The sequence below is a fragment of the Bacillus sp. SIMBA_008 genome (assembly GCF_046535495.1).
Classification (GTDB): Bacteria; Bacillota; Bacilli; order Bacillales; family Bacillaceae; genus Bacillus; species Bacillus subtilis.
This window is the reverse complement of record NZ_JAWRWL010000004.1, coordinates 1-23,746: the sequence shown is the minus strand read 5'-3', so window position 1 is coordinate 23,746 and position 23,746 is coordinate 1. Positions and strand designations below refer to the sequence as shown.

20 protein-coding genes, 5 tRNA genes, 1 rRNA gene and 1 pseudogene are annotated in these 23,746 nt (G+C 44.3%); 14 read left to right on the top strand and 13 right to left on the bottom strand.

Annotated elements, in window-relative coordinates; all coding sequences use genetic code 11:
* Positions 1–160: 160 nt before the first annotated feature.
* From glmM to SB658_RS14225, 10 genes are all read right to left on the bottom strand, one after another.
* Positions 161–1,507, bottom strand: a complete 1,347-nt coding sequence (gene glmM, locus SB658_RS14270; protein ID WP_014478651.1) for a phosphoglucosamine mutase — start codon at positions 1,505–1,507, stop codon at positions 161–163.
* Positions 1,508–1,525: 18 nt separating this feature from the next.
* Positions 1,526–2,977, bottom strand: coding sequence for a CdaA regulatory protein CdaR (gene cdaR, locus SB658_RS14265; protein WP_029726928.1), 1,452 nt, complete (start codon positions 2,975–2,977; stop codon positions 1,526–1,528).
* The gene (cdaA, locus tag SB658_RS14260; protein WP_003223651.1) at positions 2,970–3,791 is read right to left on the bottom strand and encodes a diadenylate cyclase CdaA; all 822 of its coding nucleotides are present in this window, start codon (positions 3,789–3,791) and stop codon (positions 2,970–2,972) included. Before cdaA ends, cdaR begins: the two co-directional genes overlap by 8 nt.
* 160 nt (positions 3,792–3,951) lie before the next feature.
* Positions 3,952–4,578, bottom strand: coding sequence for an anti-sigma-W factor RsiW (rsiW, locus tag SB658_RS14255; RefSeq protein ID WP_410601813.1), 627 nt, complete (start codon positions 4,576–4,578; stop codon positions 3,952–3,954).
* 13 nt (positions 4,579–4,591) lie between these two features.
* The gene (gene sigW, locus SB658_RS14250; protein ID WP_014478649.1) at positions 4,592–5,155 is read right to left on the bottom strand and encodes an RNA polymerase sigma factor SigW; all 564 of its coding nucleotides are present in this window, start codon (positions 5,153–5,155) and stop codon (positions 4,592–4,594) included.
* 230 nt (positions 5,156–5,385) lie between these two features.
* Positions 5,386–5,457: transfer RNA gene (locus tag SB658_RS14245), tRNA-Gln, on the bottom strand.
* 4 nt (positions 5,458–5,461) lie between these two features.
* A tRNA-Tyr gene (locus tag SB658_RS14240) sits at positions 5,462–5,546 on the bottom strand.
* Positions 5,547–5,568: 22 nt separating this feature from the next.
* Positions 5,569–5,641, bottom strand: a tRNA-Thr gene (locus SB658_RS14235).
* 4 nt (positions 5,642–5,645) lie between these two features.
* A tRNA-Val gene (locus tag SB658_RS14230) sits at positions 5,646–5,721 on the bottom strand.
* A gap of 3 nt (positions 5,722–5,724) precedes the next feature.
* Positions 5,725–5,799, bottom strand: a tRNA-Glu gene (locus tag SB658_RS14225).
* Positions 5,800–5,978: 179 nt separating this feature from the next.
* Here SB658_RS14225 and SB658_RS14220 point away from each other — a divergent pair.
* From SB658_RS14220 to SB658_RS14160, 13 genes are all read left to right on the top strand, one after another.
* Positions 5,979–6,434 (top strand): 2-thiouracil desulfurase family protein, encoded by a 456-nt coding sequence (locus tag SB658_RS14220; protein ID WP_003234960.1) that lies wholly within the window; start codon positions 5,979–5,981, stop codon positions 6,432–6,434.
* A gap of 12 nt (positions 6,435–6,446) precedes the next feature.
* A complete protein-coding gene (locus SB658_RS14215; RefSeq protein WP_014475628.1) occupies positions 6,447–6,929 on the top strand; it encodes a GNAT family N-acetyltransferase in 483 nt (160 codons plus the stop codon).
* A gap of 109 nt (positions 6,930–7,038) precedes the next feature.
* On the top strand, positions 7,039–7,953 hold the full coding sequence (gene murQ / locus SB658_RS14210; RefSeq protein ID WP_021481934.1) for an N-acetylmuramic acid 6-phosphate etherase: 915 nt from the start codon (positions 7,039–7,041) through the stop codon (positions 7,951–7,953).
* A 16-nt stretch (positions 7,954–7,969) separates the two neighbouring features.
* Positions 7,970–8,821 (top strand): MurR/RpiR family transcriptional regulator, encoded by an 852-nt coding sequence (locus SB658_RS14205; protein ID WP_021481935.1) that lies wholly within the window; start codon positions 7,970–7,972, stop codon positions 8,819–8,821.
* Between the two features lie 25 nt (positions 8,822–8,846).
* Complete coding sequence (locus tag SB658_RS14200; RefSeq protein ID WP_144500624.1) at positions 8,847–10,214, top strand: PTS transporter subunit EIIC; 1,368 nt, start codon at positions 8,847–8,849, stop codon at positions 10,212–10,214.
* A gap of 56 nt (positions 10,215–10,270) precedes the next feature.
* Positions 10,271–11,596 (top strand): N-acetylmuramoyl-L-alanine amidase, encoded by a 1,326-nt coding sequence (gene amiE, locus SB658_RS14195; RefSeq protein WP_088467490.1) that lies wholly within the window; start codon positions 10,271–10,273, stop codon positions 11,594–11,596.
* 27 nt (positions 11,597–11,623) lie between these two features.
* Positions 11,624–13,552, top strand: a complete 1,929-nt coding sequence (gene nagZ / locus SB658_RS14190) for a beta-N-acetylhexosaminidase (protein WP_410601809.1) — start codon at positions 11,624–11,626, stop codon at positions 13,550–13,552.
* A 13-nt stretch (positions 13,553–13,565) separates the two neighbouring features.
* A complete protein-coding gene (locus SB658_RS14185) occupies positions 13,566–14,810 on the top strand; it encodes an exo-beta-N-acetylmuramidase NamZ family protein (protein ID WP_144500622.1) in 1,245 nt (414 codons plus the stop codon).
* A 190-nt stretch (positions 14,811–15,000) separates the two neighbouring features.
* Positions 15,001–16,590, top strand: coding sequence for a bacillibactin transport transcriptional regulator Btr (gene btr / locus SB658_RS14180; protein WP_144500621.1), 1,590 nt, complete (start codon positions 15,001–15,003; stop codon positions 16,588–16,590).
* 90 nt (positions 16,591–16,680) lie between these two features.
* Positions 16,681–17,634, top strand: a complete 954-nt coding sequence (feuA, locus tag SB658_RS14175) for an iron ABC transporter substrate-binding protein FeuA (RefSeq protein WP_014478641.1) — start codon at positions 16,681–16,683, stop codon at positions 17,632–17,634.
* A gap of 18 nt (positions 17,635–17,652) precedes the next feature.
* Complete coding sequence (locus SB658_RS14170) at positions 17,653–18,657, top strand: FecCD family ABC transporter permease (RefSeq protein ID WP_014478640.1); 1,005 nt, start codon at positions 17,653–17,655, stop codon at positions 18,655–18,657.
* On the top strand, positions 18,650–19,660 hold the full coding sequence (gene feuC / locus SB658_RS14165) for an iron ABC transporter permease FeuC (protein ID WP_003234980.1): 1,011 nt from the start codon (positions 18,650–18,652) through the stop codon (positions 19,658–19,660). The genes SB658_RS14170 and feuC overlap by 8 nt, the downstream gene beginning before the upstream one ends.
* Positions 19,657–20,409 carry an alpha/beta hydrolase gene (locus SB658_RS14160; RefSeq protein ID WP_038427276.1) on the top strand — a complete coding sequence of 251 codons (753 nt, stop codon included), beginning with the start codon at positions 19,657–19,659 and terminating at the stop codon, positions 20,407–20,409. The genes feuC and SB658_RS14160 overlap by 4 nt, the downstream gene beginning before the upstream one ends.
* 9 nt (positions 20,410–20,418) lie before the next feature.
* Here SB658_RS14160 and SB658_RS14155 read toward each other — a convergent pair whose 3' ends face one another.
* Both SB658_RS14155 and SB658_RS14150 read right to left on the bottom strand, forming a co-directional pair.
* Positions 20,419–21,339 carry a bile acid:sodium symporter family protein gene (locus SB658_RS14155; protein ID WP_014478637.1) on the bottom strand — a complete coding sequence of 307 codons (921 nt, stop codon included), beginning with the start codon at positions 21,337–21,339 and terminating at the stop codon, positions 20,419–20,421.
* Positions 21,340–21,484: 145 nt separating this feature from the next.
* Positions 21,485–22,921: a SulP family inorganic anion transporter gene (locus SB658_RS14150; RefSeq protein WP_015252977.1), complete on the bottom strand. Its 1,437-nt coding sequence runs from the start codon at positions 22,919–22,921 to the stop codon at positions 21,485–21,487.
* Between the two features lie 313 nt (positions 22,922–23,234).
* Here SB658_RS14150 and SB658_RS14145 point away from each other — a divergent pair.
* A pseudogene (locus SB658_RS14145) lies at positions 23,235–23,467 on the top strand (MFS transporter); the annotation flags it as partial.
* A 37-nt stretch (positions 23,468–23,504) separates the two neighbouring features.
* Here the strand turns inward: SB658_RS14145 and rrf are convergent.
* Positions 23,505–23,620, bottom strand: a 5S ribosomal RNA gene (gene rrf, locus SB658_RS14140).
* Positions 23,621–23,746 lie beyond the last annotated feature (126 nt).

Below are 23,746 nucleotides of genomic sequence, written 5' to 3'. Positions count from 1 at the left end.
TCTTCTTCTTTTCCTATTGAGAAAATAAGAACAAGACAAGCTTGATTTTACAACATGTGGCATAAACGGTCAATTGTTTTTTAAACAACTTTGCCGTATGTCTCACAATTATCTTATGTAAACCTCGCTTGTCTTGTTCACTCTCTGATAATAGACTTCGTTACTCTAATCCCATTTCTGACCGGACGACTTCAACAATGCGATTGACATACTCATCGCACAGCTCTTTCGTCTTCGCTTCAGCCATGACACGGACGAGCGGTTCAGTTCCTGAAGGGCGCACCAAAATCCGGCCGTCGCCGTTCATTTCTTTTTCAACTTCAGAAATAACTGCTTTTACTTTTTCATTTTCTTCAACTTTATATTTATCAGTCACTCTCACATTGACTAACAGCTGCGGGAACTTCTGCATTTCAGCTGCAAGCTCTGACAGTGGCTTGCCTGTGGCTTTCAAAGTGTTCATCAGCATAATAGCAGACAATAATCCGTCCCCTGTCGTGTTGTAATCAAGGAAAATAAGATGTCCTGACTGCTCTCCGCCGACGTTGTAGCCGTCTTTTTTCATTGCTTCTACTACGTAGCGGTCGCCGACAGCTGTCTGTACGCTTTTGATGCCTTCTTTTTCGAGCGCCTTATAGAAGCCGAGGTTGCTCATCACGGTTGAAACCAAAGTATCATCCTTTAAACGGCCCTCTGATTTCAGGTGTTTTGAGCATATGTACATGATTTGGTCGCCGTCTACAATATTTCCTTTTTCATCGACAGCAATCAGGCGGTCGCCGTCACCGTCGAATGCAAGGCCGAGATCCGCGTTTTTCTCTTTGACAAACGCGCTGAGCGCTTCGGGATGAGTCGAACCGACGCCGTCATTAATGTTTAATCCGTTCGGGGAAGTCCCCATTGTAGAAACATCTGCATCTAAATCAGCAAACAGGTGTGTCGCCAAGGATGATGTTGCGCCATGGGCACAGTCCAATGCCACATGAATGCCTGTGAAATCTTCATCAGCTGTCTGTTTTAAGAATTGCAGATATTTTTGTCCGCCTTCAAAATAATCGTTTACAAGTCCAAGGTCTGCTCCGACAGGTCTTGGCAGCTTATCCTCAGGTTCGTCCATCAGGCGCTCAATTTCAGCCTCTTGTTCATCAGAAAGCTTAAATCCATCTCCCCCAAAGAATTTGATGCCGTTATCCTGCACTGGGTTATGAGAAGCGGAAATCATGACGCCCGCCTCTGCATCCATCGCTTTTGTCAAATAAGATACACCTGGTGTAGAAATGACACCTAGGCGCATGACTTCTGCGCCAATGGATAAAAGTCCGGCGACAAGGGCTCCCTCCAGCATATGGCCGGAGATGCGTGTATCGCGGCCTATCAGCACTTTTGGACGTTGTTTGTCTTTTGTCAGCACATAACCGCCGAAACGTCCGACTTTAAAGGCCAGCTCAGGTGTAAGCTCACTATTGGCGACACCTCTTACACCGTCTGTTCCAAAATACTTGCCCATTTTATAATCGCTCCTTTTTTATTCCGATGAGGATGAATTCGCAGTGGATTCATCCTCATCCTGATCTTGGTTTTGATCTTTATTTTCGTCTTGGTTTTGATCGTTGCTGTTTTTATCAGTGTTCTTTGTATCTTCTTGCTGATTGTTCTTTTGATCATTTGTTTGTTTATCTGTGTCATCCTGGTTCCCTGATGTATTGCTGCTGTTATCATTCGTTGATGTATTGCTTTTCTTAGACGTCAGCTTGATTTTGGCGTTTTTCCGCCCCAAGGACCAAGTTACATTCTGTGGCCCGTTCACTTCAAGCTTCACGCTATGCTCCCCGTCCTCTAAATCTGAAACATTCACATACAATTCAATATCTGATTTTTTCAGCTTTTTTATATTCGTGGGAGAGCCTTTAGCCGTTACATCTATCGCTTGTGATTCAGGATCAAGAAATTCAATGTTTTGTGAGCTGCTCAGCCCTACAGTCTTGATAGGGACATTCTCGAACTTCTGATCCGCTTCACTATCGACTTCTATATGCAAAGTCACCTTTGACGGTGAGATTTTTTTGACACCGTCAGGAAGCGGAATATCTGCCTCGATATCGGAATCCTTGTTAATTTTACTTAAATCTAAGCTGACGCCGTCAATAAATTCAAGAGAATCCAACACATCCTGTGAGCCGTAAACCGTTACCTCACTGGGGCTTGATTCAATATTCGCTATGCTGACACCGTCAGGAAGGCTTCCTGTCCGTTCAATTTTAAAGGGCACTTTTTTACTCGGGCTTGTCACCGGAACGGTAATCTTGATGACCGAGGGCTCCACGTCGACAGGAAGCGCGTTTCCGTCTTTATCATAGACAGTCACTTTCGCTTCCTTTTCAATCGTTTCATCTGCGTTTTCCAAATTCACTGAAGCTTTTACAAGAGAAATATTATCGATCACATTTTTCGATCCGGTAATCTGCACATTTTTCGGACTGACAATCGGCTGCTCCGGAGAATAGCCTTTTTTCATCTTGCTTTTGTTGTAGTACTCCACTTCTACGGGAAAACTTTTGGTCGTCCGTTCCTGAATGGTCACTGTCGTAACAGACGGATTAATTGAGATTGTCAGCCCATCCGACACGTTTTTGGCCTTAAGCTCAACCTTATGTGTGCCGGTTTTCAAATGTTCCATATCGGCATATATTTCAAAGTTTTTGGTCTGCCGAGCCTTTTTCACGGCGCTTGTCGAGCCTTTTATCGTGACATTAACCGTTTGCGGAACACCCGTCACGACGTAATTTTCATCATCATAATACGCTTTAACCGGAATATCAGTCAGAGTTGCTTCATCAGTTGTTGATGTCGGAAAGAAAGATTCACCCGGTTTTTTTGGAGTCGGTGCTTGGTTGCTGTTAACCGCCACATAAAGCAAGAGCGCGAAAAGCAGAGCAATGATTTTCACAGCCCAGCGGTTGTTTAAGAATTTATCCATTTTTCTTGCCCCTCCAATACCAGCGGTTAGAAGAAGTGTCTCTGGTGTTTTTCTTAAACTCGGCTTCAAGCATTTCTTTCAGCGCTTCTTCTGTAAGCTCTCTGTGAAGGTCGCCGTTCTTTGCCACACTGACGCCGCCGGTCTCTTCAGACACAATAATCGTCAAACTGTCTGTTACTTCACTGATACCGACAGCTGCTCTGTGCCGCGTGCCCAGTTCTTTTGAAATAAACGGGCTCTCAGAAAGCGGCAGATAACAGGCGGCCGCGGCAATTTCATTATTTTTCATAATCACCGCACCGTCATGAAGCGGGGTGTTTGGAATAAAAATATTGATCAGCAGCTCAGAGCTGACTTTGGCATTTAGTGGTATGCCGGTCTCAATATAATCCCCCATTCCAGTATCCCGCTCAATGGTCAGCAGGGCGCCTATACGGCGTTTCGCCATATAATTGATCGCTTTTGTAATGGCCTCAATCGTTTTCTGCTGCGCTTCTTCAACAGGCGTGCCGCTCCTCGAAAAAAAGCGGCCGCGGCCTAGCTGTTCAAGCGCTCTTCTCAGCTCAGGCTGAAAAATAATAATAATTGCTAAAAATCCCCATGTTATCGCTTGGTCCATCAGCCATTGAAGTGTGCTGAGGCCCAAATATTGGCTGGCCATACGAACAAGCACGATGACTACAATTCCTTTTAACAGCTGAACCGCTTTCGTGCCGCGTATCACCATAATCAATTTATATATCACATACCAAACAAGGAGAATATCAACGGCATTGCCGAGGTACTGCAAAAAAGGGATATCCTCAAAAGCCATTTCCTCGTCCTCCAAGATTTCAGTCATTTCGTATTTTGTGTTTTACGTGTTACGCATATGTACTTTACATAGCGAGCCCATTATACCACATTTCGATTTAGCAAGTGAAATGTGCCAGCCCTCTCAGCCCGCAAAAAAAGAGCAAAGCGGCTAACGCGCTTTACTCTTCTCCGTTCGGACTGAATGCATCGAGTACACTTTTCCCCGCAGACTTCATCTTGTACCATGTCCAGTCGAATAATTGATTGATTTCTTCAATCTGACCGGTGACTTGTCCAGCAGAGGCCATATACTTTTCGCCGTTTACGACGGTTACATCCCCGTCTATTTTGCCTTTAATAATCAGCTTGCCGTTTTTGACAGTGACATCACCTTTGACCGTCTCACCTTCTGGTACGGTCACAGTATGGTTATGAACCACAAGATTCGGCTGCTTGGACACGCTGAAATTGTGGTCATTATGCCAGCTGTTAAAAAAACCCCCGCCCATCAAAATGATGAATACCGCAGCAGCTGCGATAATGGGATGGGTTCTGAACCATCTTTTTACAGAAGCTCTTTTCTTCTCCTTAGGCAATTTTGCCATGACATTAGCGGTAAAATCCGCGGGGGCTTCGACATGCGATGTGCTCCGTACGAGCGCTATGGATTTCTCCATCTCGTAAAAATGCTTTCTGCATTTCTCGCATGTCTCCAGATGTTCATTTAATACGTGTTCATCTTTTGGAAGGATATCTCCATCAAGATGCATATGCATAAGCTGCACAATTTGTTCAGGACAGCTCATTTCATCACCCCACTTAAAGATCCCTTAATTGTTTTCTAAGAGCCTCTCTGCCTCTGTGAATCCGCGTTTTCACAGTCCCCACAGGAATGTTTAGAATCTCCCCGATTTCAATTAATGAGAGTTCGTCAATATACTTTAATACGATGACTGTTCTGTATTTGTCAGGAAGCTTTAAAATTTTCTGCTGTATCGTGTTTGAGAGCTCCAGCGACACAACTGCATCTTCAGGCAAAACACCATCTGCGGCGATTTGAGAATACATGGTCAAGCCTTCCGTACCAGCCACCTCTGCATCGAGGTAATAATCCGGCTTCTTTTTGCGAATGCGGTCAATGGTCAAATTGGTCGCGATTCGATAAAGCCAAGTTGAAAATTTCCGGTTAATATCAAAACTGTCGATATTAACGTACGCTCTGATGAAAGCTTCCTGTGCAATATCCTCCGCCTCATGCACATTGCCAAGCATACGGTAGCAAAGCTGATAAATTTTATCTTTGTAAATATCTACGATGTCCGCAAATGCATTCTGGTCGCCTTTTTTGACTTGTTTAATTCTTTTTTTAATCATCATTTCCATATTTATCTAACCTCTGCCTTCACCGGTCTGTATGTATACGAGCTTCGTTTCAAAAGGTTTCAATTTTTTTATAAAATAAGTTTATCAAATTTTTGGCAGGGTGTAGATGGTAATTTGTGAATAAACTACCTTAACATATTTTTAAAATTATTATACAGACTGAACAGTTAGAAATTGGAATGATTTTTCCGAAAAGAAAAAAGACACCTTTTGATCAAAGGTGTCTGTGACTGGGCTAGCTGGATTCGAACCAACGCATGACGGAGTCAAAGTCCGTTGCCTTACCGCTTGGCTATAGCCCAATAATGGTGGAGGGGGGCAGATTCGAACTGCCGAACCCTGAGGGAGCGGATTTACAGTCCGCCGCGTTTAGCCACTTCGCTACCCCTCCACATAAAATTTTGAAAAAACAGTGCCGGCAAGAGGACTTGAACCCCCAACCTACTGATTACAAGTCAGTTGCTCTACCAATTGAGCTACACCGGCAAGATGGTGGAGGATGACGGGCTCGAACCGCCGACCCTCTGCTTGTAAGGCAGATGCTCTCCCAGCTGAGCTAATCCTCCAAATGGTGACCCGTACGGGATTCGAACCCGTGTTACCGCCGTGAAAGGGCGGTGTCTTAACCGCTTGACCAACGGGCCGTTGTGTTCTCGTCGAGCTGACAAAAGTTATTATATACAGGTCACCCCCTGTTTGTAAAGAGGAAAATTAAATTTTTTATTTTCAAACTTTTTAACTCCTTTTTTAACTGAAAAAGCCTCCCAACTAAAGCCATTTATTTTATGATAGAGACAAGCAAAGCAAGAGAGGAGAAACCAATATGATTCTAGTCAGTTCTTGCCTTGGAGGCATTGAATGCAGATATAACGGCTCTCACGCAGCGTCGGAGAAAATCAGAAAACTCGTCGATGAAAAGAAAGCAGTTATGGCTTGCCCTGAACTTCTCGGCGGCTTCTCTACCCCACGCGAACCCGCAGAAATCATAGGAGGCACCGGCGAGGATGTCCTCAATGGAACAGCGAAAATCGTGACAGCTTCAGGAGAAGACGTCACAGAACTATATATGGAAGGCGCCGCGAAAACATTGGCTTACGCAAAAGAAATCAACGCTTCTGCCGTCATATTAAAAGAAAACAGTCCATCTTGCGGAAGCGGTTTTATCTATAACGGCACATTCTCTGGCAAAAAAATCACCGGCAGCGGAGTAACCGCCGCACTGTTAAAACAAGCGGGCTACCGCGTCATTTCGGAAAACGAGCTTAACGACATATTGTAAGGAGGCCACCCCATGACTCAAGACATTTCTTTATCCTTCTATAAGCCTGAACACTTGCCCGAGCTCCAATCATTCACGCTCACCAACGATGACAAACGCTTTACCTCCCTCCCGAAAGAGGTGCTGTCTCAGGCTCTGGGCATACAGGACCGATACCCGGTTGTCATCTTAAAAGACGACCTTCCAGTCGGTTTTTTCATTTTACATGCATCAAAAGAAACGCTTGCTTCTTATTCTAACAATCCATTTGCTTTACTGCTCAGCTCCCTGTCTTTAAACGCTGTGCATCACGGAAAAGGCTATGCGAAAAAAGCCATGCTTTTGCTTCCCGCTTTTGTGAGCGGATATTTTCCATGGTGCGACGAAATCATCTTGGCCGTCAATCATCTGAACATACGCGCAAAACACCTTTATATGAAAAGCGGGTTCCTTGATAAAGGACGGCGAAGAATCGGGCCGCTTGGAGAACAGTTGATCCTTCATCATTTCTTATAGTCTTGAGTGAAATAAAATTTCAAAAACTTAAAAACATAGTTGAAATATCATAACAGAAATGAATATACTGAATATTGAGATATATCATTTTAAAACAGGGGGCATCCTCATGTCAGAACCATTAAACCTTCACCGTCTTACAACGGAATCACGCAATAGCCAAACAGTTGAAATCCACAAAGCAAACACTCTTGGCATCCTCAAAATGATCAACAACGAAGATATGAAAGTCGCTGCAGCCGTTCAGGAGGTTCTCCCCGACATCAAAACGGCTGTAGACTGCGCATATGAATCGTTTCAAAATGGAGGCCGGCTCATATATACAGGCGCCGGCACAAGCGGCAGACTCGGCGTCATGGATGCTGTTGAATGTCCTCCCACCTACAGCGTAAGCCCTGATCAGGTCATCGGAATCATGGCTGGAGGCCCCAAAGCCTTTTTACAGGCAGCAGAGGGCATTGAAGACAGTGAAGAAGCAGGAGCTGAAGATTTAAGAAACATACAGCTCACTTCAAATGACACCGTCATTGCCATCGCAGCAAGCGGCCGCACACCGTACGCCGCAGGCGCCCTAAGATACGCCCGAAAAGTCGGAGCACACACCATCGCCCTTACTTGCAATGAAAACTCCGCCATCAGCAAGGATGCGGATCACAGCATTGAGGTTGTCGTCGGACCTGAGGCCATTACAGGATCAACACGTATGAAAGCCGCAACCGCTCATAAAATGATTCTAAACATGATATCTACCGCTGTAATGGTCAAAATCGGCAAGGTTTACGAAAACTTGATGGTAGACGTCAACGTCAGCAACAAAAAACTAAAAGAACGCGCCATCAGCATCATCCAAAGCCTTACAAACGCTTCATACGACACAGCAAGATACACTCTGGAACAAGCCGATCATCACGTCAAAACAGCAATCGTCATGCTCAAAACAAGCACAGATCAGAAACAAGCAAAGACATTACTCGATGAAGCAAACGGTTTCATTGACAAAGCAATCGAACATTACCATCCATGATAAGGAGAGAACTAGAATGGCCACAGGCGGTTTAGCGATCATCCAATCAATGAAGCATAAGCTCCCTCCATCCGAGCGCAAACTTGCAGATTATATCCTAGCCCATCCCCACAAAGCAATCGAAAGCACGGTCAACGAAATCAGCGCCTTAGCCAATTCAAGTGACGCTGCCGTCATCAGGCTCTGCAAATCACTCGGTTTAAAAGGATTTCAAGATTTAAAAATGAGAGTAGCAGGCGATCTGGCAAAGCCTACGTTTCAGGGCTACCGGGATATTGTTCCCCACGAGCCGCTGCCCTCCATTTCCGAAAAAACGGCCGGCAATGCCATTCAAGCCATTCAGGATACTTCAGACCTGATGGACTACAAAGAGCTTGAACGAGCGGTTTCTCTGCTTCTCAAAGCTCATACCGTGCATTTTATCGGCCTCGGGGCTTCCGGCATTGTCGCCAAGGACGCCCAGCAAAAGTGGCTTCGCATTCATAAACAAGCAACCGCGTTTACAGACACTCATCTTGTGGCATCTTTAATCGCAAATGCAGATAAAGACGACATCGTATTCGCCATTTCGTTTTCAGGAGAGACACAAGAAATCGTTGAACTGTTCGCCATGGCCAAGGAAAAAGGCATTACAACGATCAGCATCACACAATTCAGTCAGACATCCGTCTCCGCACTGGCTGATGTCCCTTTGTATACAGCCCATTCCAATGAAGCCTTGATTCGAAGTGCGGCCACTTCCTCCCGCCTCGCCCAGCTTTTTATAATTGATGTTTTGTTTTTAGGCATGGCGGCTGAGCAGTATGAAACGACAACCGGTTATATCGATAAAACGAGAGCAGCCATCCAATCTATGAGAAAAAAATAAGGCATCTTGAAGGGGAGGGGTTTTAATGAGCAAAGAAAATAACTACCATCATCTCGCACAGAAAATCCTTGAGCTATGCGGAGGAAAATCCAATATTTCTTCATATACGCATTGCATGACACGCCTGCGCATTACGCCTTACGATGAAAGCAAAGCAGATGCTCAGGGTTTAAGAAAGCTTGACGGCGTATTGGGGGTCGTTGAAGCTGAAACGTTACAAATTATCCTCGCCACAGGAGTCGTCAATCATGTTACAGCTGCTTTCTCAAAGCTCGTGTCAGCAGAAGAAGGTGCCGATGTCAAAGAAGCAGCGGCCAAAAAGAAAGCCGATATCAATCGAAAAAACGCCACTCCTTTTAAACTTTTCTTACGTAAAATTGCCAGCATTTTTATCCCTCTTATTCCCGCTCTAGTCGCTTCCGGTTTAATTACTGGGATTACCAAAGCAATTATTCAAGCAGGCTGGCTCTCTGCAGACTCACAAATTGCGGTTATCCTGACAGTCATCGGATCAGGGCTGTTCACTTATCTCGGCATTCTCGTCGGTATTAACGCTTCGAAAGAATTTGGCGGGACACCCGCACTTGGGGCTTTGGCCGGGATCTTGATTATCAATCCGGAGATCGCAAAAATCAGTTTATTTGGAGAAGAGCTTCTCCCAGGCAGGGGAGGTCTGATCGGCGTCCTTTTCGCAGCCATATTCATTGCTTACACCGAACAATTTATTCGCCGTTTTATTCCTCAATCACTTGATATCATTGTCACACCCACCGTTTCACTGTTAATCACCGGAATCGTAACGTATGTCGTATTTATGCCTTTAGGCGGATTCATTTCTGATGCTATTACATCCGGCCTACTGTCCATCCTGGACATCGGCGGCATCGCTGCGGGCTTTATTCTGGGTGCAACCTTCCTTCCTCTCGTCGTAACCGGACTGCATCAAGGCTTGACGCCTGTGCACATGGAACTGATCAATTCAATTGGCAATGATCCTCTGCTCCCTATTTTGGCTATGGGAGGTGCAGGACAGGTAGGCGCGGCCTTTGCCGTTTTCGTGAAGACGAAAAAAACAACACTGAGGAAAGCAATCGCTGGCGGGCTTCCATCGGGACTGCTCGGCATTGGTGAACCGCTTATTTTCGGAGTCACGCTGCCGCTTGGCCGTCCGTTTTTAACAGCATGTTTAGGAGCTGGAATCGGCGGCGCCTTTCAAGCGTATTTTCAAGTAGCCACCATTGCGATTGGTGTCTCCGGACTGCCGCTTTCCTTTCTAGTCCTGCCTTCGCAAATCATCCTGTATATCGTTGGGCTCTTTATTTCCTACGCGGCCGGCTTTTTATTGACCTATGCATTCGGATATAAAGATGAAATGGCTTCTCAGTTCGATTAAATTGTTTCTGTTTTAGGGATAGTAAACGGGATAGAAGCACAGAAAGGGGCTAGCCTGTGAAAACAAAGACACTGTTCATATTCAGTGCCATTTTAACCCTATCGATATTCGCGCCAAATGAAACCTTCGCACAAACAGCAGACAACTTGGTTGAGCCGAAAACCATAAATGCAGAAACTGCACAATTCTCGACGAAGAAGCTAAAGAAGGTAGATCAGATGATAGAACGGGATATTACAGCAGGATTTCCAGGCGCCGTTCTTGTGGTGGTGAAGGATGGACGCATCATAAAAAAAGCAGCATACGGCTACAGTAAAAAGTACGAAGGGTCAGAACTGCTGCGCCGTCCGGCCAAAATGAAAACCCGCTCGATGTTTGACTTAGCCTCAAATACAAAAATGTACGCAACAAACTTTGCATTGCAGCGCTTAGTCAGCCAAGGAAAACTTGACGTCTATGAAAAAGTTTCTGCATATTTGCCGGGTTTCAAGGATCAGCCGGGTGACCTCATAAAAGGAAAAGACAAGATACGTGTCATCGATGTCCTCCAGCACCAATCAGGGCTCCCATCAAGCTTTTACTTTTACACGCCGGAAAAAGCCGGCAAGTACTATTCCCAGGAACGGGACAAAACGATTGAATATTTGACGAAAATTCCGCTCGATTATCAAACTGGGACAAAGCACGTATACAGTGACATTGGATATATGCTACTCGGATGTATTGTCGAAAAACTCACCGGTAAACCGCTTGATGTCTACACGGAGCAAGAGTTCTACAAACCGCTCAGGCTGAAGCATACCTTGTACAATCCGCTGCAAAAGGGCTTTAAACCGAAACAGTTCGCAGCTACTGAACGCATGGGCAATACACGTGACGGCGTTATTCAATTCCCTAACATCCGCACAAACACGCTGCAAGGAGAGGTGCATGACGAAAAAGCGTTTTACTCAATGGACGGCGTGTCTGGGCATGCCGGATTGTTCTCAAATGCAGATGATATGGCCATACTGCTGCAAGTCATGTTAAACAAAGGTTCATACCGAAACATTTCTTTATTTGATCAGAAAACAGCCGACCTGTTTACAGCACCTTCAGCAACAGATCCGACATTCGCTCTTGGCTGGAGGCGGAACGGAAGTAAAAGCATGGAATGGATGTTTGGCCCTCATGCCAGCGAAAATGCTTACGGGCATACCGGCTGGACGGGGACAGTTACAATTATTGATCCAGCATACAATTTAGGCATCGCATTGTTAACAAATAAAAAGCATACGCCAGTTATTGATCCGGAAGAAAATCCAAACGTCTTTGAGGGTGATCAATTTGCAACAAGCAGTTATGGAAGTGTCATAACCGCGATTTATGAAGCGATGGAGTGAATGATTAGACGATAGGAGGAAGTTTCTATGAGACCTGTCTTTCCGCTTATCCTTTCAGCCGTTCTCTTTCTTTCATGCTTTTTCGGGGCCAGACAGACAGAAGCCTCTGCATCCAAACGTTCAATCGATGCCAATCAGATTGTCAATCGTATGTCGTTAGATGAAAAACTCGGCCAGATGCTGATGCCTGATTTTAGAAATTGGCAAAAGGAAGGCGAGTCCTCTCCGCAAGCCCTTACAGAAATGAATGATGAAGTCGCCAGCCTCGTCAAGAAATATCAATTCGGAGGCATCATCCTTTTTGCAGAAAATGTAAAAACAACAAAACAAACTGTCCAACTGACAGACGATTACCAAAAGGCAAGTCCAAAAATCCCGCTCATGCTGAGTATTGATCAGGAAGGCGGCATTGTAACGAGGTTAGGGGAGGGCACTAATTTCCCAGGGAATATGGCACTGGGCGCAGCCAGAAGCAGAATCAATGCGTATCAGACCGGCAGCATCATCGGGAAAGAGCTCTCTGCCTTAGGCATCAATACAGATTTCAGCCCTGTCGTGGACATTAACAATAATCCTAATAATCCTGTAATCGGCGTACGGTCATTCAGCTCCAACCGAGAACTGACATCACGCCTCGGTTTATACACGATGAAAGGGTTGCAGCGGCAGGATATCGCGTCTGCCCTCAAACATTTCCCGGGACATGGAGACACGGACGTTGACAGCCATTATGGACTGCCGCTAGTTTCCCATGGCCAAGAACGGCTTCGCGAAGTCGAGCTTTATCCTTTTCAAAAAGCAATTGATGCTGGTGCTGATATGGTGATGACAGCCCATGTTCAGTTTCCCGCCTTTGATGACACCACTTACAAAAGCAAACTCGATGGGTCGGATATTCTGGTTCCAGCTACACTTTCAAAAAAAGTGATGACAGGTCTTCTTCGTGAGGAAATGGGCTTTAATGGTGTGATCGTTACTGATGCGCTCAATATGAAGGCAATTGCAGATCATTTCGGACAGGAAGAGGCTGTGGTCATGGCTGTTAAAGCTGGTGTCGATATTGCATTAATGCCAGCCTCAGTCACTTCAATGAAAGAAGAACAGAAATTCGCACGTGTCATTCAAGCTTTAAAAGAAACCATAAAAAACGGGGATATTCCTGAACAACAAATCAACAAATCAGTTGAAAGAATCATTTCCCTGAAAATAAAACGCGGCATGTATCCAGCGCGAAATAGCGACAGTACAAAAGAAAAAATAGCCAAAGCCCAAAAAATCGTAGGAAGCAAGCAGCACCTGAAAGCAGAGAAAAAAATAGCTGAAAAAGCAGTAACTGTATTAAAAAATGAACAGCACACTTTGCCGTTCAAGCCTAAAAAAGGCAGCCACATCTTAATTGTGGCACCTTACGAAGAACAAACTGCTTCAATCGAACAAACCATTCACGATCTCATCAAGCGAAAGAAAATCAAACCCGTATCTGTCGACAAAATGAATTTTGCCAACCAAGTATTTAATGCCGAGCATGCAAAACAAGTAAAAAAGGCTGATTATATCATAACCGGCTCCTATGTCGTCAAAAATGACCCTGTCGTCAACGACGGTGTCATCGACGACACAATATCAGATTCAAGCAAATGGGCCACCGTGTTTCCGAGAGCTGTCATGAAAGCCGCACTGCAGCACAACAAACCATTTGTCTTAATGAGCCTGCGCAACCCCTATGATGCAGCCAATTTCGAAGAAGCAAAGGCACTGATTGCAGTCTATGGCTTTAAAGGATACGCAAATGGCCGTTATCTTCAACCTAATATTCCGGCCGGAGTGATGGCGATTTTCGGCCAGGCAAAACCTAAAGGCACACTTCCAGTTGACATCCCATCAGTCACGAACCCGGGGGACACCCTTTATCCATATGGCTACGGATTAAATATCAAAACGGGAAGACCGCTTTAATAAGGAGGGACACATGATAAAAACAATATTCGCTTTTCTGACAGGGCTCATGATGTTCGGAACGATAACCGCTGCCTCTGCTTCACCCGATTCAAAGAATCAAACGGCTAAAAAGCCTAAAGTCCAGACTGGTATAGACACGCTCTTGCCAGACTATAAAAAACAGCTCAAGGGAAAACGCATCGGACTGATCACCAATCCAACCGGAGTAAACGCATCTCTGAAAAGCAGTGTCGATATTCTTTACGAGAACCCAGATATCAAACTGACAGCTTTATTCGGCCCTGAACACGGCGTCCGCGGTGACGCCCAGGCTGGAGACGAAGTAGGCTCTTACATTGACGAAAAAACCGGGGTACCCGTATACAGCCTCTACGGAAAAACGAAAAAACCGACTCCAGAAATGCTGAAAAATGTCGATATTCTAATGTTTGACATTCAGGATGTCGGGACCCGTTTCTACACGTACATTTATACAATGGCATACGCAATGGAAGCCGCTAAAGAAAACGGCATTCCATTTATGGTGCTGGACCGTCCGAATCCTCAAGGCGGGAATCATATTGAAGGACCAATCTTAGAACCTGAATACGCCTCATTTGTCGGATTGTATCCCATTCCATTGAAGCATGGGATGACGATAGGCGAATTGGCTTTACTGTTCAACAAAGAATTTGATATTGATGCCGATCTTACAGTGGTAAAAATGAAACACTGGAAACGAAAAATGGATTTTGACGATACCCGATTGCCTTTCGTCCTCCCTTCGCCTAACATGCCGACGGTGGAAAGCACATTTGTTTATCCTGCAACCGGGCTGATTGAAGGAACAAATATATCCGAAGGGCGAGGGACAACAAAGCCATTCGAATTGATCGGAGCTCCCTTTATCAAAAGCACAGAACTTGAAGAAACATTAAACAGCCTCCATTTGCCGGGCGTAACATTTAGGGCAGCATCCTTCACACCGACGTTTTCTAAACATCAAGGAACGCTTTGCCACGGTGTGCAGCTCTATGTGACAGACAGAGATAAGTTTGAAGCCGTTAAAACGGGTCTTTCAGTCATTAAAACCATACACGATCTCTATCCTGAGGATTTTGAGTTCCTGTCAACAGGTTCATTCGATAAACTGGCAGGCAACGGCTGGATCAGGACAAAAATTGAAAATGGAACTTCGGTTGAGGGCATCATAAACAGCTATGAAAAAACACTCCAACAATTCAGCAAAACAAGAAAAAAATATCTCATTTATTAGAACGTAAGCATCGTATGTTACACGTGTAACATATTCTTACTGAACGAAAGACCCTTACTTTTACACATAAGTAAGAGTTTTTTTCATGCTAAAAACCCACCCGCTTTATATAGGAAAACTTTCATTTATTTGGTACAATTTTTATTGAAAATGATTATCAATTGAAAGCTTCTGAAAAGGTGGTCTACTCGTGCAAAATGCAGTGATTTATCAACCGATACAAATTGAATATCTAAAAAAGACAAGTGATCTCTTCTCAGAACAGCAATTAGCCGATTCATTCGTGCTGATTTTTCATTTAAAAGGAAACGGCTATATTTCGATCGGAACAAACACCAATCCTCTGCAAAAAAAGACACTTTATGTTTGTCCGCCTAACGAGACCTTTGGCTTTACGCCAGCAGCCGATGGACATATAGATGCCTGTCTGATCAGACTTCAAAGCTATATCAAGGAAACCGGACAAGATATTTTCACACCGTGCACAGAATCGGAATTAGCCAACCTGAAGCTTATGAATGTTTCACATATCGAAAATCTTGCAGTCCGGCTTCAAGAGCTTGCTGCACTATGGAATGAATCGTCTCAGCTTTCTCAGCTAAAATGTGTGATTGAAGTACAAAGCCTGATTTATGACCTTTTTACTGCCAGTTTATCTGATCAAACGGATACACATTCAGCAATCGAAAAAACAAAACACTATATCGAAACCCATGCCGATACAAAAATCACGCTTGCCCAGCTGTCGCAAATGGCAGGAATCAGTGCCAAACACTACAGTGAAAGTTTTAAAAAATGGACAGGACAGAGCGTAACAGAATTTATTACGAAAACACGAATCACAAAGGCAAAACGGCTCATGGCAAAATCAAACTGCAAATTGAAAGAAATCGCACACCAAACCGGTTATCAAGATGAATTTTATTTCAGCAGAATCTTTAAAAAATATACAGGCTGTTCACCTACAAGCTATATGAAAAAACGCCGAAAGAAAATCGCCGCATACGGAAGGGGCACAATGGGCCATCTCATCCCTCTTCACCACATACCTTTTGCGGCCGCTCTGCATCCGAAATGGACGTCTTACTACTATCAGCATTATTCGACAGATATACCCGTCCAGCTTAGTGCATACCGGTTTAATGAAAAGTGGGAAGAAAACCTGTACACGTTATCACAGGCAGAACCAGATGTGATTGTCAGCATGGATTCTATTTCTCCAGAAGAACAAGATCGCCTGAATCGCATCGCAGAAGTCATGTACCTTCCTTCAGAAGAAAGCTGGAGAACCCACTTTCTGCAAACTGCCTCATTTTTAAAGGAGGAGTCCGAAGCAGAAAAGTGGCTAGCGGATTATGACCAGCAGACAACAGCCGCCAAAAAAACACTTCAGCACGTTCAAGGGCTGCGTTTTCTCTTTTTGAGGCTGCATAAGCAAAACTTCTATCTGGCTCATAACCGAAGTGTCCGCGAAGTTTTCTTTGGGGATTTAGGATTCAGCTCGGCAACAACGGCTGACACACCTTCAGAACAAGCGATTTCGTTAGAAAATATCGCAAATTACCAAGCTGACTGTATGATGCTTTTTCTTTTTAAAGAGCCGGAGACCATAGCTTACTACCAGCAATTACAGCAGACAGAAGCATGGCAAAACCTAAGCGCGGTACGAGATAACCGTGTTTATCTTCTATCCCTTGACCCGTGGAATGAATACTCAGCTTGCGGGCACGAACGCATCGTTCAGCAAACTGTTTCTTTACTATCCGGAGATTGTCCATGATAAATCAGGAATTTGTCCATGGTGTTATATCTGTTCATTCTCTATAATTCCAATTGATAATAGTTATCAATTGAACAGGAGGCTCTATAGATGAAAAAGATATCTCTTACCTTATTAATCTTACTTCTCGCGCTGACGGCGGCAGCTTGCGGCAGCAAAAATGAATCAACTGCCAGCAAGGCAAGCGGCACAGCATCTGAGAAGAAGAAAATTGAATACCTTGATAAAACATATGAAGTAACTGTACCGACAGACAAAATCGCCATTACGGGAAGCGTTGAATCAATGGAAGACGCGAAATTGCTTGACGTTCATCCGCAAGGCGCAATTTCATTCTCCGGCAAATTCCCTGATATGTTCAAAGACATCACTGATAAAGCCAAACCAACCGGAGAAAAAATGGAGCCAAATATCGAAAAGATTCTTGAAATGAAGCCAGATGTTATCCTTGCTTCAACAAAGTTTCCGGAAAAAACGCTGCAAAAAATCAGCACAGCAGGCACGACGATCCCAGTTTCTCATATCTCTTCAAACTGGAAGGAAAACATGATGCTGCTTGCCCAGCTGACCGGAAAAGAGAAAAAAGCAAAGAAAATTATTGCAGACTATGAACAAGATCTAAAAGAAACAAAAACAAAAATCAACGATAAAGCGAAAGATTCAAAAGCGCTTGTCATTAGAATTAGACAAGGCAACATTTACATTTACCCTGAACAGGTGTATTTCAACTCCACACTATACGGTGATTTAGGCCTTAAGGCGCCTAACGAAGTAAAAGCTGCAAAAGCGCAAGAGCTGATTTCATTAGAAAAATTAAGTGAAATGAACCCGGACCATATTTTCGTCCAATTTTCTGATGATGAAAATGCAGACAAACCTGATGCCTTAAAAGATTTAGAGAAAAATCCAATCTGGAAAAGCCTCAAAGCAGTCAAAGAAGACCATGTGTATGTCAACTCAGTGGACCCTCTCGCACAAGGCGGTACAGCTTGGAGCAAAGTCCGTTTCCTGAAAGCGGCTGCTGAAAAATTGACACAAAACTAATTCAGAGTAGGTTTTTGTATGTATTCAAAACAGTGGACACGTATCATATTGATTACTTCTCCATTTGCTATAGCGCTGTCACTTTTACTTTCAATCCTTTATGGGGCAAAGCATCTTAGCACAGATATTGTTTTTACATCTCTTATTCATTTCGATCCGGGAAACACAGACCATCAAATTATATGGCATTCCCGGATTCCAAGGGCTGCCGGCGCTCTGCTCATAGGGGCAGCCCTTGCTGTTTCTGGAGCGCTTATGCAGGGCATTACGCGCAATTATTTAGCTTCGCCATCCATTATGGGTGTTTCAGATGGTTCAGCGTTTATCATTACGCTTTGCATGGTTCTGCTCCCGCAATCATCTTCGATTGAAATGATGATATACTCTTTTATCGGCTCAGCGTTAGGAGCGGTGTTAGTATTCGGCCTTGCCGCCATGATGCCAAACGGATTTACCCCCGTGCAGCTCGCCATCATCGGCACAGTCACAAGCATGCTGCTCAGCAGCTTATCAGCGGCCATGTCGATTTATTTTCAAATTTCTCAGGATCTCAGTTTCTGGTACAGTGCCAGACTTCATCAAATGAGTCCAGATTTCCTGAAGCTTGCCGCTCCGTTTTTCCTGATTGGCATTATAATGGCCATTTCTCTCAGCAAAAAGGTAACCGCTGTATCATTAGGGGACGACATTTCTAAAAGCCTGGGGCAAAAGAAAAAAACCATTAAAATCATGGCGATGCTTTCCGTCATCATTTTAACCGGCAGTGCCGTAGCGCTGGCCGGAAAAATTGCGTTTGTCGGGTTGGTTGTTCCGCATATCACGAGATTTCTCGTCGGCTCTGATTACAGCAGGCTGATTCCGTGCTCCTGTCTTTTGGGCGGAATCTTTTTAACTCTGTGTGATCTCGCAAGCAGATTTATCAACTATCCGTTTGAAACACCGATTGAGGTCGTAACATCCATTATCGGCGTACCTTTCTTCCTTTATTTAATTAAACGAAAAGGAGGGGAGCAAAATGGCTAAAAAATATGCATTGTTCATCGCTTTGATTCTTGTTGTCAGCTATTTCAGCTTAACGAGCGGATCATTTTCTGTTCGTCCTGCTGAGCTGCTCTCCACTCTTTTTCAAATCGACCCGAATCCGCAGTATGAAATTTTGTTGTTCGATTTAAGACTGCCGCGGGTTGTCATGGCTGCTATTATTGGACTCGGTCTTGGCATTGCAGGCGCTGTTATCCAGGCCATCACGAGAAACGGGCTTGCTGACCCTGGAATTCTCGGAATCAACGCAGGGGCAGGAGCCGGCATTGTAGCGTTTATGCTCTTATTCCAAGGCCAGAAGGAAGTGACATCCATAGCTGCAGCGATGGGAATGCCGCTCTTTGGATTGATAGGCGGGCTCATCGCGGCGATCCTGATTTACATATTTGCATGGCACAGAGGCAATTTAGATTCAGGAAGAATTATTCTGGTAGGGATTGCGATCAATTCAGGATTCAGCGCCCTGTCTTTGTTTTTATCTTTAAAAATGGACCCGCAAGACTATCAAATGGCCATGGTGTGGAAAAACGGAAGCATCTGGTCTGCCAACTGGACGTATATCACAGCCGTTCTCCCATGGATGCTGCTGTTTATACCGATTCTTATCGGCAAATCCCGCCTGCTCGACACCATTCGTTTTGATGAAGACACAGTCAGAAGCCTCGGCATTTCATCAAATAAAGAAAAAACCATCCTGCTCGTAGCCTGTGTAGCAATCATCAGCGCCTGTGTCTCCGTAGCGGGAAGTATGGCGTTTGTCGGCTTAATTGCTCCCCATATCTCACGGAGACTGGCTGGCGTCGAACATCGCTATATCCTGCCACTGAGCGGTTTAATCGGGATGCTTCTTGTGATAAGCGCAGACTTTGCCGGAAAACTGTTTTTTCAGCCCGCAGAAGTGCCCGCAGGCATCATTTTGGCGATCCTCGGAGTTCCTTATTTCTTATATCTGCTTTTCAAGCAAAAAAAGGGGGAGAATGCTTGAAAGGATCTCTTTCAGAACACAAAGCCGGCAACAGGAGGTTCACGCTGTACCTCCCTCCTTCCTACAGCACAGACAGCGGGGGATTTCCTGCTGTTTACGTGCAGGATGGCAGTTCTTTGTTCCAAAACCAAATCGAATTATTAGAAAGCGCATATCAACAGCAAAGGCTCCCTGAACTCGTGCTGATCGGTATCGAACCCGAAAACCGGCTAAATGAATACACACCTTGGCCGGCTGCATCACTCAGTGATCGGTTCACGGACTTCGGCGGAATGGGATATCACTATCTGTCTGATATAACGAACCAGTTCATTCCGCTAATCGAAGAAAACTGGAACGTCATCAGGGAACCGCAGTCAAGAGGAATGATCGGTGCCTCATTAGGCGGCCTCATCTCAATGTTCGCCTTATTAAAATATCCGTCAATGTTCGGGAAAATAGGCTCTATATCAGGTTCATACTGGTACGAGAACGCAGCGGAAACCATTCATATATCTTCTTTAAAGCCCGGCACTACACGTGTTTTCATGTCTGTCGGGAGTGAAGAAGGCCGTGAAAAACAATCCATTCAGCGACATATGCTGAAAAAAACAAAGCAAGTTCATCAAAGTCTAAAAGAAAAAGGCTTCACTGAAGACCGGTTGTATCTTTCAATTGAAAAAGGAGCGGTGCACCACCGCAAGTATTTCTGCAAACAGTTCATCAACGCGCTCGAATGGCTATACGGAAAAAACCGCTCAACCCTATGAGCGGTTTTTTTATGCTTTCTGCAACATTGGTTTTAATTCAAAACGATTCAGCATATAGCCAAACAAAGCAGCCAATATCTGCTGAAACAGCATGCCGATCACAACAGGAACGGCAACCTGAGACGGGAAGAACGTAACGGCAAGAACTGCGCCGGCACTAATATTCCTCATGCCTCCCGTAAATATAAGAGAGACTATTTCCTCTTGCCGCCTTTTCATCATTTTTCCGATCAGCCAAGCAGCGGCATAGCCTGTTAACGCGATAAAGAATACCGTTACAGCTATTCCTGCAAATCTCAAATCAATGGATTTGAAATAAGGAGCAATCGCTGAACTGTTAATCGCAATCACTGCCATCAAGCAAAGCTTTGAAAAAGGCGACAGCGCACTGCTCACAGACGCAGTTCTTTCTGGAGATGACATCTGATTAAACAGCATGCCCAGAAAAGAAGGAATCACGACCATTACAATCAGACCTTTCATCATTCCCCACACATCCATATGAACCTGAGCGCCGGCCAGCAATGAAAGACTCAGCGGTACGATTAGCGGTGACAGCACAGTATCAATTAAAATAATCGAAAGTGTCAAACCGACATTCCCTTTGTACATCGCTGCCCAAATCAAGCTTGTAATCCCCGTAGGAATCACAACAGCCAATGTTAAACCGGTAATCGTCAAAGGATCACCTTTAAATATAAGATGGCCGCTGCCCCAAGCAAAAAGCGGCATGAAAATATGAAGAACGAATAGTGCAAGAATCATAGGGAGAGGATGAGACAATGCATGTCTCAAAGATTGAAAGTTCGCGCTCAAACTGCCTGCAAACGTAATAAAAGCAAAGATCCAAGGTACAGCCCATTCATACCCATTTAAAAACTGAGACAGCAGCACGCCCAACACCACACTAGTCGGCGTTAACAGCGGCATCACTCTCCCCAATACACGGTTCAGCTTCTGAAGCATCATATGCAAGTCCCCTATTTAAAATTTCTCTTCTCTCTATTATATCAATGCTGCTTAAGTGTATGTTATATAAAAAAGCCCAGATCTCATTCATCTGGGCTTCTCTATTTTATGCCATCTGTTTCATTAGAGATTTACTCGCTTTATTCAAACCTTTTAACTCAGCTTCAATGCCTTGTTCCTTAAACTTCGCAACAATCTTATCAAGTGCGGCCGCACCAGAATCGTCCCATACGTGAGCTTCAGTTAAGTCAATCACAACCCGCTCAATATCCTCTTGATATATAAACGCATTCGTAAGATCAGTCACTGACGCAAAAAAGATTTGCCCCTTCACTTGATACGTTCTAAGCTTTTGATCCTCTGCATGAGAAACGATTTTCAGCTTCGAGATTTTTGCTACAAAGAACACGGCACTTAAAAGAACACCGACAAATACACCCTTAGATAAGTCATCTGTCACAACAACCGTAACCACAGTCACAACCGTGACAATCGAGTCCGTGAGCGGCGCTTTTTTGAGACCTTTTAAAGAAGACCAATCAAAAGTGCCGACAGACACCATAACCATTACAGCCACTAACGCCGCCATTGGGATTTTCACCACGACATGACTTAACACCGCAATTAAAAACATCAGAAAAGCACCGGCAACAAATGCTGACAAACGTCCGCGACCGCCCGCTTTTGTATTAATGACAGATTGTCCGATCATAGCGCAGCCTGCCATTCCGCCAAAGAATCCAGTCACGATATTCGCAATTCCCTGTCCGCGGCTCTCTTTATTTTTATCACTATCCGTATCCGTCATTTCATCAATAATCTGTGCTGTCAGCAAAGATTCAAGCAACCCGACAAACGCTAAAGCAATTGAATAAGGAAAAATAATTTGCAGTGTTTCAAAGGTAAACGGAACATCAGGGATTAAGAAATGAGGCAATGAACTAGAAATATTGCCCATATCACCAACCGTCCGCACATCCACATGGAAAGTGACCGCAATAATTGTCATCACAATAATCGCCACAAGCGGAGACGGAACAGCAGTCGTAAACCTTGGCAGCACATAAATAATAACCAACGACCCGGCAAGCATCGCATACATGCTCCAAGAAGCACCTTCAAACTGGGGAAGCTGCGCAGAGAAGATAAGGATTGCCAGCGCATTCACAAACCCGATCATCACAGAACGCGGGATGAATTTCATTAATCTTGCAATTTTACTGATACCTAAAATCACTTGAATAATGCCAGTCAAAATCGTAGCTGCAAATAAATACTGAAGCCCATGATCAGCAACCAGCGACACCATAACAACTGCCATTGAGCCTGTCGCAGCTGAAATCATGCCAGGTCTGCCGCCAAAAATAGAAATAATAATGGCTATGCAAAATGACGCATAAAGACCGACCATCGGATCCACACCGGCTATAATAGAAAAGCCAATCGCTTCAGGTATTAACGCTAACGCAACTAAAATGCCAGCAAGAATGTCTTTTCGGATATTCCCGAACCATTGCTGTTTTAATGTAAAACTATTATTCAAATATAACGACTCCTTTTTAGTAAAAAATAAATCCGCACCATATCTATTGTATTGGGAGCTTTTTTTATTTTACGGGAGAAAATGAAAAGAAAAACGACCGGAGAAAACGGGGAAACGTTGAGTATATTGTATTGAGGCAAGGAGTTGTCATACAAAGAGTATCATAATAAATTTTTATCAATTACGCAAGATGATTGCTGAAGAAAAAAATGGCTCAAATATAGTCTGAGACATTTTATCATATCCGGATGAAACCAAGAATCGTTTTAATGACAGTAATATCTTTTCTCTCATTTGGCAACCCGAGCCGGTTTCCGAACAAACGACAGGCATGCTGCTCGCTGCCAATGGATTGGCGGCTCTATCCTGCCAATCGCAGTCGGATGGAGTCTGGATGAGTCTCCCGTACAACCTGCATTTTGATTATTTATGACTCTCATGTTGATCATGCTGGTGATTGTATTGGGATTCAAAAATATTAGAAAACTTAAAAAGCAGAAGCTTGATAAAATGGATACTGACGAAAGCAAATCGGCACAGATATAAAATAAAAAACCCAGCTCATTGAGCTGGGTTTAAGCTTGCTTGGCGGCGTCCTACTCTCACAGGGGGAAACCCCCGACTACCATCGGCGCTGAAGAGCTTAACTTCCGTGTTCGGTATGGGAACGGGTGTGACCTCTTCGCTATCGCCACCAAACAAATTGAGAGTGTTCTCTCAAAACTAGATAACAGGTGTGACATCATTCAAAATATGGTTAAGTCCTCGATCGATTAGTATCTGTCAGCTCCATGTGTCGCCACACTTCCACCTCAGACCTATCAA

What these genes read in the sequence shown, in the direction of transcription:
- glmM (WP_014478651.1), bottom strand. Translation starts at nt 1,507, where the DNA reads ATGGGCAAGTATTTTGGAACAGACGGTGTAAGAGGTGTCGCCAATAGT.
- cdaR (WP_029726928.1), bottom strand. Translation starts at nt 2,977, where the DNA reads ATGGATAAATTCTTAAACAACCGCTGGGCTGTGAAAATCATTGCTCTG.
- cdaA (WP_003223651.1), bottom strand. Translation starts at nt 3,791, where the DNA reads ATGGCTTTTGAGGATATCCCTTTTTTGCAGTACCTCGGCAATGCCGTT.
- rsiW (WP_410601813.1), bottom strand. Translation starts at nt 4,578, where the DNA reads ATGAGCTGTCCTGAACAAATTGTGCAGCTTATGCATATGCATCTTGAT.
- sigW (WP_014478649.1), bottom strand. Translation starts at nt 5,155, where the DNA reads ATGGAAATGATGATTAAAAAAAGAATTAAACAAGTCAAAAAAGGCGAC.
- SB658_RS14220 (WP_003234960.1), top strand. Translation starts at nt 5,979, where the DNA reads ATGATTCTAGTCAGTTCTTGCCTTGGAGGCATTGAATGCAGATATAAC.
- SB658_RS14215 (WP_014475628.1), top strand. Translation starts at nt 6,447, where the DNA reads ATGACTCAAGACATTTCTTTATCCTTCTATAAGCCTGAACACTTGCCC.
- murQ (WP_021481934.1), top strand. Translation starts at nt 7,039, where the DNA reads ATGTCAGAACCATTAAACCTTCACCGTCTTACAACGGAATCACGCAAT.
- SB658_RS14205 (WP_021481935.1), top strand. Translation starts at nt 7,970, where the DNA reads ATGGCCACAGGCGGTTTAGCGATCATCCAATCAATGAAGCATAAGCTC.
- SB658_RS14200 (WP_144500624.1), top strand. Translation starts at nt 8,847, where the DNA reads ATGAGCAAAGAAAATAACTACCATCATCTCGCACAGAAAATCCTTGAG.
- nagZ (WP_410601809.1), top strand. Translation starts at nt 11,624, where the DNA reads ATGAGACCTGTCTTTCCGCTTATCCTTTCAGCCGTTCTCTTTCTTTCA.
- SB658_RS14185 (WP_144500622.1), top strand. Translation starts at nt 13,566, where the DNA reads ATGATAAAAACAATATTCGCTTTTCTGACAGGGCTCATGATGTTCGGA.
- feuA (WP_014478641.1), top strand. Translation starts at nt 16,681, where the DNA reads ATGAAAAAGATATCTCTTACCTTATTAATCTTACTTCTCGCGCTGACG.
- SB658_RS14170 (WP_014478640.1), top strand. Translation starts at nt 17,653, where the DNA reads ATGTATTCAAAACAGTGGACACGTATCATATTGATTACTTCTCCATTT.
- feuC (WP_003234980.1), top strand. Translation starts at nt 18,650, where the DNA reads ATGGCTAAAAAATATGCATTGTTCATCGCTTTGATTCTTGTTGTCAGC.
- SB658_RS14155 (WP_014478637.1), bottom strand. Translation starts at nt 21,339, where the DNA reads ATGCCGCTGTTAACGCCGACTAGTGTGGTGTTGGGCGTGCTGCTGTCT.